Origin of the sequence: Nonomuraea zeae (genome assembly GCF_005889725.1) — a bacterium.
Lineage (GTDB): Bacteria > Actinomycetota > Actinomycetes > Streptosporangiales > Streptosporangiaceae > Nonomuraea > Nonomuraea zeae.
The window spans coordinates 1-13,409 of sequence record NZ_VCKX01000079.1 but is presented as its reverse complement, the minus strand read 5'-3'; the positions used below and the strand labels follow the sequence as shown (position 1 = coordinate 13,409).

The window sequence follows — 13,409 nt, the reverse complement described above, 5'->3', positions numbered from 1 at the left end:
CTAACGTTTTCGCAGTTCAGCCCGCTTGAATGGAATCACCTCACTCCATCACCGAAGAGGAATAGAAGGAATCCATGATTGCCGACTACGGCTTCAGCGCCACCCTGACCGCCAGGCCCGGTATGGGCGACCAGCTCGTCGACCTGCTGCTGACCGGACTGAACGAGGGCAGCCCCGGCGCGAGCGAATACTGCCTCGTCTACCTCGTCTCCCGCTCCGCGTCCGACCCCGACGTCGTCCACGTCGCCGAAGGCTGGACCAGCGAGGAGGACCACCATCGCGTCTTCGCCGGTGAGGCCGCCCAGGCCATCGTGGCGCAGATCGACCCGCTGCTCGCCAAGGACGCCGAGTACACCGACTACGTTCCGGTCCGCGGCAAATCCGCCCTCTGACCCGCCGAACACCCCACACCCCGGCCTCGGCCACCTCGGTGAGGCGGCCCCGTCCTCGCCCGACCGTCCCGCCACCACCCACGAAAGGCAACGACCATGACCACAGCACGCCCCTCCCTCGACCCCGAACTGCATGAACTCCTGGCCGACATGCCGCTGATGTCCCAGCTCAGCCCGGAAGTGCTGGCGCAGGTACGCCCCTTCTCCTCGATGCCCGTCGAACCCCTCCTCGAAGGTCGCGCCATCGACCGGCGCGAGGTCACCGTCGCGAGCCCGGACGGCACCCCGATCCCCTTGTCCGTCTTCAGCCCCGCGAACAGCGATCGCACCGCTGCCGCACCCTGCGTCTACTGGATGCACGGCGGCGGGATGGTCATGGGCGACCGCTTCTCACAGATCGACATCCCCCTGGAGTGGCTCGACGAGTTCGGCGCCGTCGTGGTCTCCGTCGACTACCGGCTCGCGCCCGAGTCCACCGGCACTGTCCCGGTCGACGACTGCTACCAGGGACTGCTCTGGATCGCCGACCACGCCGCCGAACTGGGCATCGACCCCGCCCGGATCATCGTCGCAGGCGCCAGCGCGGGCGGCGGCCTCGCCGCCGGCGTCACCCTGCTGGCCCGCGACCTCGGCACTCCGCCGATCGCCGCCCAAGTCCTGATCGGCCCCATGCTCGACCACCGCAACACCACCACCTCCAGCCTCCAGCACTCGAACGGGCCCGGCGTCTGGACCCGCGAGATGAACGGATTCGGATGGCGCTGCCTCCTCGGCGACCTCACCGACGACGAGGTACCCGCATACGTCTCACCCGCCCTGGCCGACGACCTCGCGGGCCTGCCGACCACCTACATCGACACCGGCTCCGCCGAAGTCTTCCGCGACGAGGACACCGACTACGCCACCCGCATCTGGGCGGCCGGCGGCCAGGCCGAACTCCACGTCTGGGCAGGCGGCTTCCACGGATTCGACGCCCTGTACCCGCAGGCACACATCTCGGCCACAGCCCGCCGAACCCGCACCGACTGGCTCGCCCGGCTCCTGCCCACGAACGCCGCCGCATAGGTGAAGTCGACGAGTTCCGGTCATACGCTTCAGCCTTGGCCAAGACCTCCGCGTCTGCGGTCTCCGGGCGCGAGCAGGCTGGTGACCTCGGCGATCGCCTCCGCCGAGAGGTGGAAGTAGCGCCGTACGTTCTCCGGCTGCTTGTGCCGGGACTTCGCCATCAGCATGGGCAGGCCAGCCCCGGCCTCGCTGAGGTGGGTGAGACCAGAATGGCGGTATTCGTGCAGGTCCCAGCCTGTGACCGGCGCCCCGCCGACTGCGGTGTGGGCGTCGAGCAGGGCGCGGGCCTGGAACGGCTCGCCGAGTTGCTCGGTGAGCCCGGCGCGAGCGGGCCGGACACGGGCGGCGGGGCGGTGGTGATCTGGGCGCTGGCCGGCGCACCCGGGGTGGGCAAGACCCTGCTGGCCGCCTGCTACGCCTGGGCCAGCCAAGCGGCGCGCTGGCCGGTGGTGGCCTGGATCGCCGCCGAAACCCCCGACCAGATCCTGGCTGGGCTGGCCGCCCCGGCTGAACGGCTCGGCGAACGCCGGCCCGATGACGACACGATGGTTGTCTTGGGTTCTTGACCGCTTGTCGCAGGTCAGAACGATATGATCTTGTCAGGCACGCAAGGCACGTTGACCGGCCTTGTAGGCCTGTTGCATCGAAGGAGTGCCCGGGTGTTCGGCGACGCCGGGTGATGACGCGGTCGATGGCTGAGGCGTAGGCGCGGTGGGTCTTGGCGTTTGCTGCGCGCGGTGTGGCCTGGATGGCGGCCGCGGCGAGGGGCGACCTGCCGCCGCGCAACGCGGTGATCTTCGGTGCCACGCTCATGCCGGTCGCCACGTGTGAACAGCGTCCGGGCGCGATGTACCGGATAACGGGCCCAAGTCGCGCAGCGGCCGGAGAGTGAATCGCCCGCTCAGTGCGCTGTCATGATCGCTCATGGACGGGATATCCGGCCATGAGCGCGTACACGGTGCGGGGTCGGCCAGCTAGGGCAGCTTGTTCCATGCGCCGATCACAGGCCGATGATCTGGACGGCGATGGTGCCGTCCTGGGCGGTCAGACCCCCGGAGGCCAGGCATTGCAGCGGGTTGACCACGTAGATCCAGGTGAAGACGGCGGTGGCGCCGGTGAACTCGCCGGAGGTGATGGTGCCGGTGCCGATGGTCTGCAGGATGCCGCCGGTGATGGTCAGCACGTAGGTGAGGCTGGCGGTGGAGGTCTGGCTGTTGTTCCAGGTGACGGTGAGCGGGCCGGGTCCGATTTCGGCGTCGTTGCAGGAGGCGTCGGTGATGGTGCCGCCATCGTTCCAGGAGCCGCTGTTCAGGGTGGTGTCGGTGGAGGTGCAGGAGGACAGGGTGCTGGCGTCGGTGCCGGTCACGGTTTGCGGGGTGAAGGTCAGGCCGGGGCTGTAGGTGGCATGGCTGGTGCCGGTGCAGGTGGTGGAGGAGGCCGCGTGGGCTGCGCGGGGCAGGGCGATGGCGGCGGCCGCCAGGACACAGGCCAGCAGGGCGGCCAGGAGACGGCGTCGCGGCCCGGCGATCGCGGAACGCGGGCGATGCTGTTCCAGCATGGTTACCTCGTTTGTCCTGTTCGGGTGGCGGCGGGTCAGGTGATCGTCAGGGTGACGGTGGAGTAGATGCTGGGGACGGTGCCCAGGCCCGCGGTGCACAGCAGGATGTTCGCCGACGGCGCGACGTTGACCTGCAGGGCGCTGCTGCCGGCGAACAGGCCGGAGGTGACCGTGCCGGTGATGGTGAAGACGATGACGGCGCCGGCCGTGCTGGTGGTGGTGTTGCCGGAGACGGTGGAGGTCTGGCCGGTGTTCCAGGTGATCGTGTAGGTGATGCTGGAGGCGGTGAGCAGGTCCAGGCAGCTGCGTGGCTGGGTGAGGAGGGCGGTGCGGGTGCCGGAGGTCACGGCGGGCTGGGCCAGCGATACGCAGGGACCGTATTGGGTGGAGCTGGACACGGTGGTGCTCTGCGGGGTCGAGGTAAGTGGCGGGTTGAAGGTGGCGGTGTTGCTGCTGGGCGGGGTGCAGGTGACGTCCCCGGCACTCGCGGAAGTGGCGCTCACCGGGGCGGCGGTGGCCGGGGTGAGCAGCATGACGCAGGTGATCAGGCCGAGCAGGGCGGCGAGCGTGCGCGTGGGGTGGGCCATGACGAGACTCCGTTCGATGAGGCTCCGGCGTCGGCCGCTCCGGACCTGTCCGGGCAGTCCTTTCAGGGCGGCCCGGACAGGAGGTCCGGCGGGGCGGGGTGGAGAGGGGGTGTGCCGGCGGCAGCCAGGCCCCCCCCGTCGCTGTGGGGGTCAGCAGCTGCTGGTGGTGTCGCCGCCGTCTGCGGCGCAGGTGTCGGAGCCCAGGCCGCCGTTGGCGCTGTCGCCGCCGACGCCGTCCTGGACATCGATGCTGTCGTTGCCGACGTTGCCGCTCATGGTGTCGGTGCCGGTGTGGTCGATCAGGGTGTCGTCACCGTTCTGGCCGTCGAGGGTGTCGTCGCCGGGGCCGCCGTCGATGGTGTCGCTGCCGTTGTCGAACAGGTGCAGCAGGCCGCCGAGCAGGGTTTCGCCGTCGTTGGTGTCGTTGCCGGGGCCGCCGAACAGGGTGTCGGCGCCGTTGCCGCCGCCCATGGCGTCGTTCCCGTAGTCGCCGTAGAGGGTGTCGGTGCCGTTGCCGCCGTCGATGATGTCGTCACCGAGGCCGCCGGAGATGATGTCGTTGCCGTTGCCGCCATTGATGGTGTCGTTGCCCTCCAGGCCGCAGATCACGTCGGCACCGCTGGTGCCGTTGAGCGTGTCGGCGCCGGAGGTGCCGGTGATCGTGCAGGTGGGCAGGATCTGGACGTTGAGTACGGCATTGCCTTGCGAGTAGCTGTGGGCGCCGCCGTCCTGGTTCCAGCCGCCGATGCGGATGAGATAGGTGGTGGAGGCGCTGGCAGAGAAGGACAGCGTCGAGGGTCCGCCGGGGGCGATTCCGTCGTCGTTGCAGGCGATCTCGGTCAGCGAGCCCAGGCTGGCGCCGGTGTAGGCCGTAAGGACGGTGTCGAAGTTCGATCCGGCGGTGTCGGCGGTGACGGTGGCGGCGGCCGGCAGGGTCAGCGAGTACCAGACGGTCTTGTACGCGAGGCTGTTGTTGGCGCAGGACCCGGTCGGAGCGGGTTCGCTGCCCTCGGTGGTGGCGTCGACGGTGCTCACGTTGTCGGCGAAGGCCGTGGTGTGGGCTTGGGCGTTGGCGAAGTCGTCGTTGGCCGGGGCCACGGCCCAGGCCGGTGCGGCCGTAGAGGCGACGACCGCGAACCCCAGCGCCACAGCGGCGATTACGGCGACCAGCGGGTGCCTGGTCCGTGCGTTGAAGACGTGCCTGGTGCGAGGCATTAGGGAGCCGATGATGTGCATGGATTCCCCTCCAGGAGGACGTGGGGGCACTTCGGGCTCAAACCAGGGCCTGCGCCGGTCGGATCAGGGAACGACGAGGATCTGCGCGGCCACGGTCCCGTTCTGGCCGGTGATGCCGGTGCTCAGGCACAGCAGCGGGTTGGGGACCGTGTAGACCCAGACGATCGTGGCGGTCCCGCCGGTGAACTGGCCCGACGTCACCGTCCCGACGCCGGTGACCGTCTCGATCCCGGCGACGATCACGTCGGTGAACGTCATCGACATCGTGCTGGACTGGCCGTTGTTCCAGGAGATCGTGTACGCCGACGGCGGGAAGACGCCCCCGCCGACGCAAGACGCGCCGGGCAGTGTGATGTTCGTCGAAGAGGTGCCCGCCGTCAGCGTGGGGTCGGTGGAGGTGCAGGAGCTGTAGGTGTCGCTCTCGCTGTAGCTGACCGTCTGCGGCGTGTTCGTCAAAGGTGGCGAGTAGGTGACCGCCGAGGTGCCCGTACACGTCGTACTGGCCGCCGCATGTGCCGGCGGTACCGACACGTTGAGCGCCGCCACCGTCAGCATCGCGACGAGAAGCCACTGCGCCAAACCGTGCGCAGGACGCCACAACGAGGACATCCGCATGATCGCCTCACAGGGCTCACGGACCCGCCACCCAAGGCAGGCCCCGATCGGCGGACGCGGCCTCGGGCACGCCCGTACTACCCGGCCCCGGCCATCGCAAGACGACAGCCGGCTGCCGTCCCTGCGCTGGTCCAGGGCTATCCGACGGCGAGCCCGGATATCCGTGCCATGGGCTTGCCGTCTTGTTCCAGGCACCTCTGATCCGTCAGCGCAGACCTCCCGGGCCGGCCGTTTCCGGACGGCGATGGTGGGTGCGGTCCTAGTGCAGGTGCAGGTACCTCGGGCTAGTGTGCATGCCGCTCCACCCCCCAACAAGGCTCCAGCGAGGCCGCCTCGCGTGCCGATGCGCTCCTTCGGACCGTCGCGGCCGCCGGCCCGCCGACCACTTCGCACCCCGGCCGAGCCCCCACCAGCGCAGCAAGACAGCGGGCGCGGCCCAAGCCGGGCACCTTGCCCATGCATCGACACGGCTGGTGCCGCGGCCCGTGTCCGGTGTTGGACATCAGCGGCGGCTGCAGACACGACCAGAACCCTCGTTTTCTGACTCGCCGAAGGTCGATGCCTTCTCGGACGTCCCCGCAAGCGGCAGGGCGGCCAGCGAAACCGTCGGTGCCAGACCGTACGCTCGGTGCCCCTTGAGTTGAGGCACCGCTTCGCGCCGCGGTGCTCCCTTCTTGCGTGCGGGAGGCACCCTGCATGGCGCGAGGCGATCGAGACGACCGGATAGTCCATCCGCCGCTTCCGGCGCGGCGTTGCGCGAAACAGGTGGCCTGATGGAGGTCGTGCTGGCGCGGCGGTCGCCCCCGCGTAGCACCGGCGCGAGGGCTTCCCAGGTGACGCCGGCATGAGCGCGGCGCCGAAGTCTCCGCCCTCCGCGGCGAGCACGTCACGCTCGCCGCGGGGATCGAACCCGGTCGCCGACACCTCGGCCCGGAACGGGCGACAGCGGGCTACATGCTCTCTCTGAGAGGAAATCCACAGGCATAAGCAGGCACGCTAGGGCGCTCGACCAGGGCAAACAGCCCTCGTCGCCAAATCGTCTATCTGGCGCCAAAATCCGGTCCGATCCTCCCCGAAGGCCGAACCGACTCGGGTGAAGTTTTGTCGTGCGCGTCGGCCGGGTCGATCCAGCGGCAGGCGGGGGTGTGCTCGCCGGACCGGCCGACGGCGCGGTGGGCGCTTCGCGCCCGCGCATTAAGCGCGGAGGGTGTCGATCAGGGCGTCGACGGCAGCGAGTGCGGCAGAGGTGTCGAGCCCGGCGCGGGAGACCAGGGAAAGGCCCTGGACGGTGAACAGCAGGAGCTGCGCCTGGGCCTCGGGGGTGGCGGCCTGGGTGACCTCGCCGCCGGCCTGCGCGCGCCGCAGGGCGTCGGCGACGATCTGGGTGAAGCGGCCGTGGGAGCGGGCTACGATCTCGCGGGCCTCGGCATCGTGCGGGACCAGTTCGGCGGTGGTGTTGCCGATCATGCACCCTTGCGGAACGCCGACGTCGGAGGCGTACTCCTGCGCCCGGGCCGGATGGGTGAGCACCTCGCGCAGCGCCGGCAGCACCGGCCCGGCCTCCAGCGCCGTGGTCAGCCGGCGCTCGTAGGTGTCCCAGTACAACTGGACCGCCGTCAGGTAGAACTGCCGCTTGTCGCCGAAGGCGCCGTACAGGCTGCCCCGCTCCAGGGCCAGCGCGTCGACCAGGTCCTGAACGGAGGTCTCTCCGTAGCCCCGGGACCAGAACAGCAGCAGCGCGCGCTCCAGGGCCTGGTCTTTGTCGAATGCGCGGGGGCGTCCTGTCCGTGCCATATCCCCAGGGTACGACTTTTTGACCGCTTGCACGAAATATCGTACGGTGACGGCTGAGCGACTTATTGAACGACTACACGGAAGTCAGCCCGGCGCATGAGCGTACTGGCGGACGAGAGGCAGGACCCCCATGGACTTCAACGGGAAGACGGCGCTGATCACCGGATCGGGCGCCATCGGCGGGCTCGGGCACGCGACAGCGAGGATCCTCGCCGCCGGCGGGGCCAACGTGATCATCACCGGCACCGACCCGGAGCGTGGCGCCCAGGTCGTGGACGACGTGCGGGTGAGCACGGCCGGCACCGTGCGCTTCATCCCCGCCGACCTGGCCGACCCGCAGGCCGTGCAGCGGCTGGCCGAGGACGCCGGCGCGGTGGACATCCTCGTCAACAACGCGGCCGTCGTCCCGTTCAGCGCGACCGCCGACCAGGACCTCGCCGGCTACGACGCCGCCTTCGCGGTCAACGTGCGCGCGCCGTTCATCCTGGTCGCCCGGCTCGCGCCGAAGATGGCCGCCGGCGAGGGCGGCAGCATCGTCAACGTCAGCTCCACCGCGGCCGCCCTGGGCATGCCGGCGATGGCGGTCTACGGCGCCACCAAGGCGGCGCTGGAGTCGCTGACCCGTACCTGGGCGGCCGAGTTCGCCGCCTCCAACGTGCGCGTCAACGCCGTGGCGCCCGGCCCGATGACCACCTCCAAGGTGGTGGCGGCCATGGGCCCGGACCTCGGCGGTCTGGGGCTGACGACCGCGCTGAATCGCGCCGCCGACCCGGCCGAGGTCGCCCAGGTGATCGCCTTCCTCGCCGGCGACCAGGCCGGCTACGTGACCGGCGCCGTCGTGGCCGCCGACGGAGGCCGCACCGCCATCTGACCGGGGACGTGCTCCGGTCCCCCTGCACAACCACCGTTACCAGAACCACGCGCTCGGGCGCGAGTGAGGAGATTGAGGTCAATGGGCCGTCTTGAGGGCAAGTACGCACTGATCACGGGAGGGACGAGCGGCATCGGGTTCGAGACCGCCCGCGAGTTCCTCGCCGAGGGAGCGGCCGTCGCGATCACCGGCCGCTCGCGCGAACGTCTGGAGGAGGCCGCCCGGCGGCTGGACGGCCGGGTGCTGCCCGTGCTGTCCGACGCCGGCGACGTGCCCGGCCAGGCGGCGCTCGCGGCGCGGCTGCGGCAGGAGTGGCCGCGGCTCGACGTCGTGATGAGCAACGCCGCCGACGTCACCCACCTGCCGATCGAACAATGGACCGAGGAGGCGTTCGACCGGCTCGTCGCCACCAACCTCAAGGGGCCGTTCTTCCTGATCAAGGCCCTGCTGCCGCTGTTGTCCCGGCAGGCGTCCGTCATCCTCGTCGGTTCCGTCTCCGCCTTCATCGGGCACGAGAACGCGGCGGTCTACGGCGCCGCCAAGGCCGGCCTGCTGTCCCTGTCGCGCGGGCTGACCTATGAGCTGAAGGACCGGGGCGTCCGCGTCAACGGGCTGAGCCCAGGGCCGACCCTCACGGACACGTTCGCCTCACTCGGCCCCGAGCGACAGGCCGCCCTGTACGACGAGTTGCGGCGGACCGTGCCCCTGCATCGCATCGGCACCGCCACCGAGCTGGCGAAGGCGGCTGTCTACCTGGCCTCCGACGAGTCCGCGTACACCGTCGGCACCATCCTGCGCGTCGATGGCGGCATCGGAGAGCTCGCCTACTGACCTCGATTCGTCAGGACTGGTGAGTAGGCATAGAACTCCCGAAGCCACGGCGGGCCGCCACTCTGGGGCACAGGGGGGCCAGTGGGGGAAGTAGCCACCGCCCAGGTAGTGGCCCCGCAGCGCTACGGGGGCACGCTCAGACAGTCGCCGAAGGCGTAGCGCCGGCCGGGAGGGGCGAAGGTCGGGTCGGTGAGCAGTCGCCAGCCGTCGAACTCGATGAGGACGGTGGGGCCGCCGATGTGGGTGAATCGCACCTGCGTCATGGGATCAGCGCCAGTGGTTGTTGGCCGCGATGGTGGCGAACTCCAGCGCCACCACCTGGGGCGGCGGCGATCCAGCCCAGCGGGCCGCCGCCGTGGCGCGCCCGCCCGGCGTGCAGAGTCTCCGGGTCGGGCTGGATGGCGTGCACGCACGGTGTGGCGGGCCAGCGTGCCGGCGAGGGCCGACCCCGTCCGGGGGTGGCGCCGCCCGGCGTGCCAGCCGGCCGCTACGCGTGCCGTCCGCTGCGATGGTGGCCGGCGCCCACGCTAGACAGGGGCGGGCGCCGGAGGGCGCAGATCCTGTGGACGGCCGAGGACTGGGCCGCGGTGAGGATCTCCCCATCCAGCGGGAAGAACAGGTCGGGGTCGTGCGAACCGGCTTTTGGGGGCGCGCCCCCAAAAGCCGGCCCCCAATGTCAGGAGTGGTCCATGGCCCAGGCGAGTGCGTGGTCGGCGGCTTCTTCCCAACCGGCCTGAGCCGGCACCTCTCCCCCGACGTCAAGATCGCCTTGCGCTTGGCGCCGATGACCCTGCGCGCGCCGATCGTTGACGCGCTGCTGGTTCTGGGCGACGACCCCCCGAAGCCGTACCATACGCCGAGATCCCCGGCGCGTACGAGCTGATCACGCTGACCTACCGCGCGCTCTACACGCACAGCCCGGAGGAACTGGATCACGTGTCGATCTGGGTCCTTCACATCGACACCTGAGCGACGGAAACCGCTGAGATGGCCCAGGATCCCCTGCACCGCTCCTGGATCTCCTACCATTCGCCGCCCCGAGTTCGCCCGACAGCGTGCGCTACGGAGAGATCATTTAGCGAAGATCCCGAAGCCGTGGGCCCCGACGTGGCCGCCAGGGCACCCGCGGCGGGTCGCCGGGCCGGTAACCGGTGGTCAGCTGGGGATTGCGCTGCCCTCGCAACCTTTTCCGATCTGGCCCGTCTCGAAGTACCGCACCACGTCTGCGGCGCACTTGGGCACCCGGGTGGTCGACACGTGCACGTCGTCGGCGACCGTGTAGACGGTGCCGCCGATGGCGCGCCGCGTCTGCAGCGTCCAGTCGTAGACGGACATGAACTCGTGCAGGTGCCCCGCCAGCACCAGTGACCCGCTGCTCCGCTTCAACGTGGCCTGCTGCACCGGCAGCGGCCAGCCAGGACACATGACAGGCAGTCCCCAGGACCGGCCGGTCGCCGGATGGCGCTTCACGAGCTGCTGGTAGTCACGCCAGGCGGTGTCGAAACCGGCCCGGCTGCTGTCCTCGTTGCACGCGACGGCCAAGTTCATGGTCATGTTCAGTGTTTCGGGCGCGCCGGGAACGGGCGTCCCCATCATCGGAGCGCCGAGCAACTCCTTGACGGTGGGCGGGGCGGTGGTGCCCGTCGCCGTCCGCAGTTCGGCCAGCGCCCTGCCCGCGCGCACCCACTCGGTCGAGTTACGCTTGGCCAGGTCGGCCACGGCCGAGCCGTCGATAGGCCGCTGCAGGTCGGTGTAGGCCTTGGGGCTCTTGTCGTACGTGCTTACCAGGTTCGCCACCTCCTCGCGGACCTTCCGTGCGGTGGCACCGAGACCGTAGGTCTCATGGCGGTGGGCCAGCCAGGCGGCCATGCGCCCGAAGTTTCGCTCGGCCGCCTCCGCGCTGTCCTTGGCGTGCTCGTCAATACGGGTCCACGGCGGCGCCACGCTGTCCAGGAAGGCCCGTCCGGTGTGCCCGGGGAACAGGCTGCGGTACACCATGCCCAGATAGGTGCCCCAGGAGAAGCCGAGCAGGTTGAGTTTACTGTCACCCAGCGCGGTCCGGATGAGGTCCAAGTCCTTGGCCACGTTCTCGGTGGTGAGCTGTCCGAGGAACGCGGGGTCAGAGCGTCCGCACTTCTGGTTGGCGGCGACCTGGGCGTCGTATATCTTCCTGGCCGCCTCCTTGGTCAGCGTGCCGGGCTCCTGCGGGCCGTTTGGCGAGAAGGTGCAGGCGACCTTGGTGCTGTAGCCGACCCCGCGCGGGTCGAAGCCGATGATGTCGTATCGCTCGTTGAGCCCCGCCATCTCCTCGTTCCTGAGCGCGGCCCGCAGGACCGGGTCCAGGTATCCGCTGTTGCCCGGCCCGCCCGGCAGGACGGCAACAGCGCCGAGCCGGTGGGCCTCGTCCGTGGCGGCCAGCCGGGTCACCGCGATGTCGATCTTCCGTCCGCTGGGGTCGCGATGGTTCAGCGGGACGCTGACCGTGCCGCACTCCAGGCGCTTCATCAAGGAGCGGAACGCCGCAATCTTGTCCACCGCCACACCCAGGCTGCGGATCACCTCATCGGGGTAGGCTGGGCAGGTTTTCCACTGCACGGAAGATACGCCGGAGCTCGAGCTGGGGTTCGCGGTGGCGCCCGCCACGGAAGGATGCGCCGCCCACCCCGTTAGCGCCAGGACCAGTGCCGTCAGTGAAGTCCGGTACGTCATGCGGATCAGTAATAGAGAAGCGGTTGTTTCCTTACCGTTTCTATGAGGATGGTCGCCCTTCCTACGCAGACTCTCAAGATCCACACGTCAAGGCATGTGCCCCGATCGTCGTGTCGGCATGCGAATGCCAGCATTTCGACACCCGTCGAAATGACAGTGCCCAGGGCAGCCGCAAGCCCCGCTGTCATGTTCATTGGCGCCGGACACCTACCTAAGCCCGATACCTAACGGCCACAGTCACCCTATAGCAACGGAGAGTATAAGATAAGTAACGTTCTGTAGTTAGCGGGCGGGGGAGGTAATGAAGGAGAGATCTATTCCTCTCTCCGAAAACAGGAGGTACCCCCATGCGCCGCACCACCATGCTCAGCGCCATCGCCGCAGTCGGAACGCTGCTCCTGGCTACCCCCGGCTTCGCCTACGCCGCCACCGGCCACTTGGGCTACTACCGCGGAACCGCATGGACGGTCTGGCGCGAACCGCCAGACAACAAGTGCGTCTTCGAGACTGGCAACGGGCCGGCCGACAAGTTCACCAACCGGACCGCCGTACTCTACTCGCACTCCACCTGCGACGGCAGAATCGTTGCGACGCTCAAGCCAGGCACCAAATGGGCGGGTACGGAAGAGTTCAACGGCGTGATATTCGTGCCCTGAGGCTGACCGGCAATCAGCAGGCGCAGCGGCTCCACGGTCAGAGGCGACCGCGGAGCCGCCTCGTCGTCTCTAGAGCCCCCGACCAGTAGGGTGCCGCAGCTTTGGGGGTGCCCGCCATGATGGACGCCCTGGCCGGAGAATGGCCACTTTCGGTGCCACGATCCGCAGAACCGCGAGTGCCAGCCAAGTGGCCATCCCCGGGTCACGCCATGAACAATGGCCAGATCGGATGTCACCTGACACCGGCGCTGCGCTCGGTTGTCCAGCCGACGTTCCACGCTGCGAGTCCTCCCTCCGGAGTGACGGGGATGAGGGTGTCAACGGTGAGGGTGACGGAGCGGCCGTCGTCGGTGACGTCGGCGGCTACGAGCGTGCCGAGCAGGCTGACCTGCTCGGCGATGATAACGGGGATCTGCTTGCCGATCTGGCTGTCGAACGCGCCCGGGGCGAACCGGTCGCCGGGCTCGGCGTGCTTTTCGATCTGCCAGCGCGTCGGCATGCTGGTGCTCACGCGGGCGATCCCGCTGCGGTGGTGGGGACGGCGTCCTGGAGGACCTGCACGTGCCGGTACTCCACCTCGACGGGGTGGTACGGCCATTCGCGGGTGGAGTCGTCGCCGAGGTAGGCGTGCCCGAGCCCCTGTACGTGGATGCGCTGATCGCGCAGGTCTACCTGGTGCGGGGGCAGGCCACCGCCTTCTCGGCGCCTCGACATCGTCGGCGTACTCGCCCGTCCCTGATACTCACCGTGCGCTCCACCGGGGGCGCCGTCGAACCGCACCCGGATACCGGCGTCCCGGAACGACGTGATCCGCCCCGCCTTGCCGGATACCGTCACCCGATCACATCACCCCGATACGCCGGCTGAACCCCCTCCCCCCGGCCAGGGAGCTACCTGTCGATGTCCTGACTACAGCGGCAGATGACCAACGCGATCGCACCTACGACCCGGCAATGGGTGCCGGCGAGAATGGCGATCTCCCGGTGGAGTTGACCGGTGTCAACGGGCGCGGGCAGCAGGGGGCCAGGCCGGGAAGGATGCTGCCGGTCGGCGCCTGTCAGGCACGGGTGCTGGGCCTGGGGCGCGGTGGGGGCG

The 13,409-nt window shown here is 69.5% G+C and carries 16 protein-coding genes; 6 read left to right on the top strand and 10 right to left on the bottom strand.

Annotation, left to right across the window (positions count from 1 at the left end; genetic code table 11):
• The first annotated feature begins 74 nt into the window (after nucleotides 1-74).
• Both ETD85_RS24835 and ETD85_RS24830 read left to right on the top strand, forming a co-directional pair.
• A complete protein-coding gene (locus tag ETD85_RS24835; RefSeq protein ID WP_138692190.1) occupies nucleotides 75-392 on the top strand; it encodes a putative quinol monooxygenase in 318 nt (105 codons plus the stop codon).
• A gap of 96 nt (nucleotides 393-488) precedes the next feature.
• Complete coding sequence (locus tag ETD85_RS24830; RefSeq protein WP_138692189.1) at nucleotides 489-1,457, top strand: alpha/beta hydrolase; 969 nt, start codon at nucleotides 489-491, stop codon at nucleotides 1,455-1,457.
• 29 nt (nucleotides 1,458-1,486) lie between these two features.
• Here the strand turns inward: ETD85_RS24830 and ETD85_RS64765 are convergent, their stop codons facing one another.
• Nucleotides 1,487-1,624 carry a hypothetical protein gene (locus ETD85_RS64765; RefSeq protein WP_206058540.1) on the bottom strand — a complete coding sequence of 46 codons (138 nt, stop codon included), beginning with the start codon at nucleotides 1,622-1,624 and terminating at the stop codon, nucleotides 1,487-1,489.
• Nucleotides 1,625-1,666: 42 nt separating this feature from the next.
• Here ETD85_RS64765 and ETD85_RS63260 point away from each other — a divergent pair, with 42 nt between their 5' ends.
• A complete protein-coding gene (locus ETD85_RS63260; protein WP_170246823.1) occupies nucleotides 1,667-2,023 on the top strand; it encodes a hypothetical protein in 357 nt (118 codons plus the stop codon).
• Between the two features lie 434 nt (nucleotides 2,024-2,457).
• Here ETD85_RS63260 and ETD85_RS24820 read toward each other — a convergent pair whose 3' ends face one another.
• The 5 genes from ETD85_RS24820 to ETD85_RS24800 all read right to left on the bottom strand — a co-directional run bounded on the left by ETD85_RS24820 (nucleotide 2,458) and on the right by ETD85_RS24800 (nucleotide 7,247).
• Nucleotides 2,458-3,015, bottom strand: a complete 558-nt coding sequence (locus ETD85_RS24820) for a hypothetical protein (RefSeq protein WP_138692188.1) — start codon at nucleotides 3,013-3,015, stop codon at nucleotides 2,458-2,460.
• A gap of 35 nt (nucleotides 3,016-3,050) precedes the next feature.
• Entirely contained in the window at nucleotides 3,051-3,602 is a 552-nt protein-coding gene (locus ETD85_RS24815) for a hypothetical protein (RefSeq protein ID WP_138692187.1), read from the bottom strand.
• Between the two features lie 150 nt (nucleotides 3,603-3,752).
• Nucleotides 3,753-4,817, bottom strand: a complete 1,065-nt coding sequence (locus tag ETD85_RS24810) for a calcium-binding protein (RefSeq protein ID WP_170246824.1) — start codon at nucleotides 4,815-4,817, stop codon at nucleotides 3,753-3,755.
• Between the two features lie 84 nt (nucleotides 4,818-4,901).
• Nucleotides 4,902-5,417: a hypothetical protein gene (locus ETD85_RS24805; RefSeq protein ID WP_138692185.1), complete on the bottom strand. Its 516-nt coding sequence runs from the start codon at nucleotides 5,415-5,417 to the stop codon at nucleotides 4,902-4,904.
• Between the two features lie 1,230 nt (nucleotides 5,418-6,647).
• Nucleotides 6,648-7,247: a TetR/AcrR family transcriptional regulator gene (locus tag ETD85_RS24800; protein WP_138692184.1), complete on the bottom strand. Its 600-nt coding sequence runs from the start codon at nucleotides 7,245-7,247 to the stop codon at nucleotides 6,648-6,650.
• 130 nt (nucleotides 7,248-7,377) lie between these two features.
• Here ETD85_RS24800 and ETD85_RS24795 point away from each other — a divergent pair, with 130 nt between their 5' ends.
• Together ETD85_RS24795 and ETD85_RS24790 are read left to right on the top strand one after the other, a co-directional pair.
• On the top strand, nucleotides 7,378-8,118 hold the full coding sequence (locus ETD85_RS24795; protein ID WP_138692183.1) for an SDR family NAD(P)-dependent oxidoreductase: 741 nt from the start codon (nucleotides 7,378-7,380) through the stop codon (nucleotides 8,116-8,118).
• Between the two features lie 81 nt (nucleotides 8,119-8,199).
• Nucleotides 8,200-8,949: an SDR family oxidoreductase gene (locus ETD85_RS24790; RefSeq protein WP_138692182.1), complete on the top strand. Its 750-nt coding sequence runs from the start codon at nucleotides 8,200-8,202 to the stop codon at nucleotides 8,947-8,949.
• 122 nt (nucleotides 8,950-9,071) lie between these two features.
• On the opposite strand, the gene ETD85_RS24785 is transcribed toward ETD85_RS24790, so the two are convergent.
• On the bottom strand, nucleotides 9,072-9,212 hold the full coding sequence (locus ETD85_RS24785) for a hypothetical protein (RefSeq protein WP_206058538.1): 141 nt from the start codon (nucleotides 9,210-9,212) through the stop codon (nucleotides 9,072-9,074).
• 892 nt (nucleotides 9,213-10,104) lie between these two features.
• Nucleotides 10,105-11,508: an alpha/beta fold hydrolase gene (locus ETD85_RS24780; RefSeq protein ID WP_240779397.1), complete on the bottom strand. Its 1,404-nt coding sequence runs from the start codon at nucleotides 11,506-11,508 to the stop codon at nucleotides 10,105-10,107.
• Between the two features lie 497 nt (nucleotides 11,509-12,005).
• Between ETD85_RS24780 and ETD85_RS24775 the strand changes: the two genes are divergently transcribed.
• Nucleotides 12,006-12,314, top strand: a complete 309-nt coding sequence (locus ETD85_RS24775; protein WP_138692180.1) for a hypothetical protein — start codon at nucleotides 12,006-12,008, stop codon at nucleotides 12,312-12,314.
• A 232-nt stretch (nucleotides 12,315-12,546) separates the two neighbouring features.
• Here the strand turns inward: ETD85_RS24775 and ETD85_RS24770 are convergent, their stop codons facing one another.
• Together ETD85_RS24770 and ETD85_RS24765 are read right to left on the bottom strand one after the other, a co-directional pair.
• Nucleotides 12,547-12,825 carry a hypothetical protein gene (locus ETD85_RS24770; protein ID WP_138692179.1) on the bottom strand — a complete coding sequence of 93 codons (279 nt, stop codon included), beginning with the start codon at nucleotides 12,823-12,825 and terminating at the stop codon, nucleotides 12,547-12,549.
• A complete protein-coding gene (locus ETD85_RS24765; protein WP_138692178.1) occupies nucleotides 12,822-13,028 on the bottom strand; it encodes a hypothetical protein in 207 nt (68 codons plus the stop codon). The genes ETD85_RS24770 and ETD85_RS24765 overlap by 4 nt, the downstream gene beginning before the upstream one ends.
• Nucleotides 13,029-13,409: the final 381 nt, after the last annotated feature.

Excerpts from the sequence above, each read along its gene's own strand:
- ETD85_RS24815 (WP_138692187.1), bottom strand. The coding sequence starts at position 3,602 with ATGGCCCACCCCACGCGCACGCTCGCCGCCCTGCTCGGCCTGATCACC.
- ETD85_RS24775 (WP_138692180.1), top strand. The coding sequence starts at position 12,006 with ATGCGCCGCACCACCATGCTCAGCGCCATCGCCGCAGTCGGAACGCTG.
- ETD85_RS24790 (WP_138692182.1), top strand. The coding sequence starts at position 8,200 with ATGGGCCGTCTTGAGGGCAAGTACGCACTGATCACGGGAGGGACGAGC.
- ETD85_RS64765 (WP_206058540.1), bottom strand. The coding sequence starts at position 1,624 with ATGCTGATGGCGAAGTCCCGGCACAAGCAGCCGGAGAACGTACGGCGC.
- ETD85_RS24820 (WP_138692188.1), bottom strand. The coding sequence starts at position 3,015 with ATGCTGGAACAGCATCGCCCGCGTTCCGCGATCGCCGGGCCGCGACGC.
- ETD85_RS24800 (WP_138692184.1), bottom strand. The coding sequence starts at position 7,247 with ATGGCACGGACAGGACGCCCCCGCGCATTCGACAAAGACCAGGCCCTG.
- ETD85_RS24830 (WP_138692189.1), top strand. The coding sequence starts at position 489 with ATGACCACAGCACGCCCCTCCCTCGACCCCGAACTGCATGAACTCCTG.
- ETD85_RS24810 (WP_170246824.1), bottom strand. The coding sequence starts at position 4,817 with ATGCCTCGCACCAGGCACGTCTTCAACGCACGGACCAGGCACCCGCTG.
- ETD85_RS63260 (WP_170246823.1), top strand. The coding sequence starts at position 1,667 with ATGGCGGTATTCGTGCAGGTCCCAGCCTGTGACCGGCGCCCCGCCGAC.
- ETD85_RS24835 (WP_138692190.1), top strand. The coding sequence starts at position 75 with ATGATTGCCGACTACGGCTTCAGCGCCACCCTGACCGCCAGGCCCGGT.
- ETD85_RS24795 (WP_138692183.1), top strand. The coding sequence starts at position 7,378 with ATGGACTTCAACGGGAAGACGGCGCTGATCACCGGATCGGGCGCCATC.
- ETD85_RS24765 (WP_138692178.1), bottom strand. The coding sequence starts at position 13,028 with ATGTCGAGGCGCCGAGAAGGCGGTGGCCTGCCCCCGCACCAGGTAGAC.
- ETD85_RS24785 (WP_206058538.1), bottom strand. The coding sequence starts at position 9,212 with ATGACGCAGGTGCGATTCACCCACATCGGCGGCCCCACCGTCCTCATC.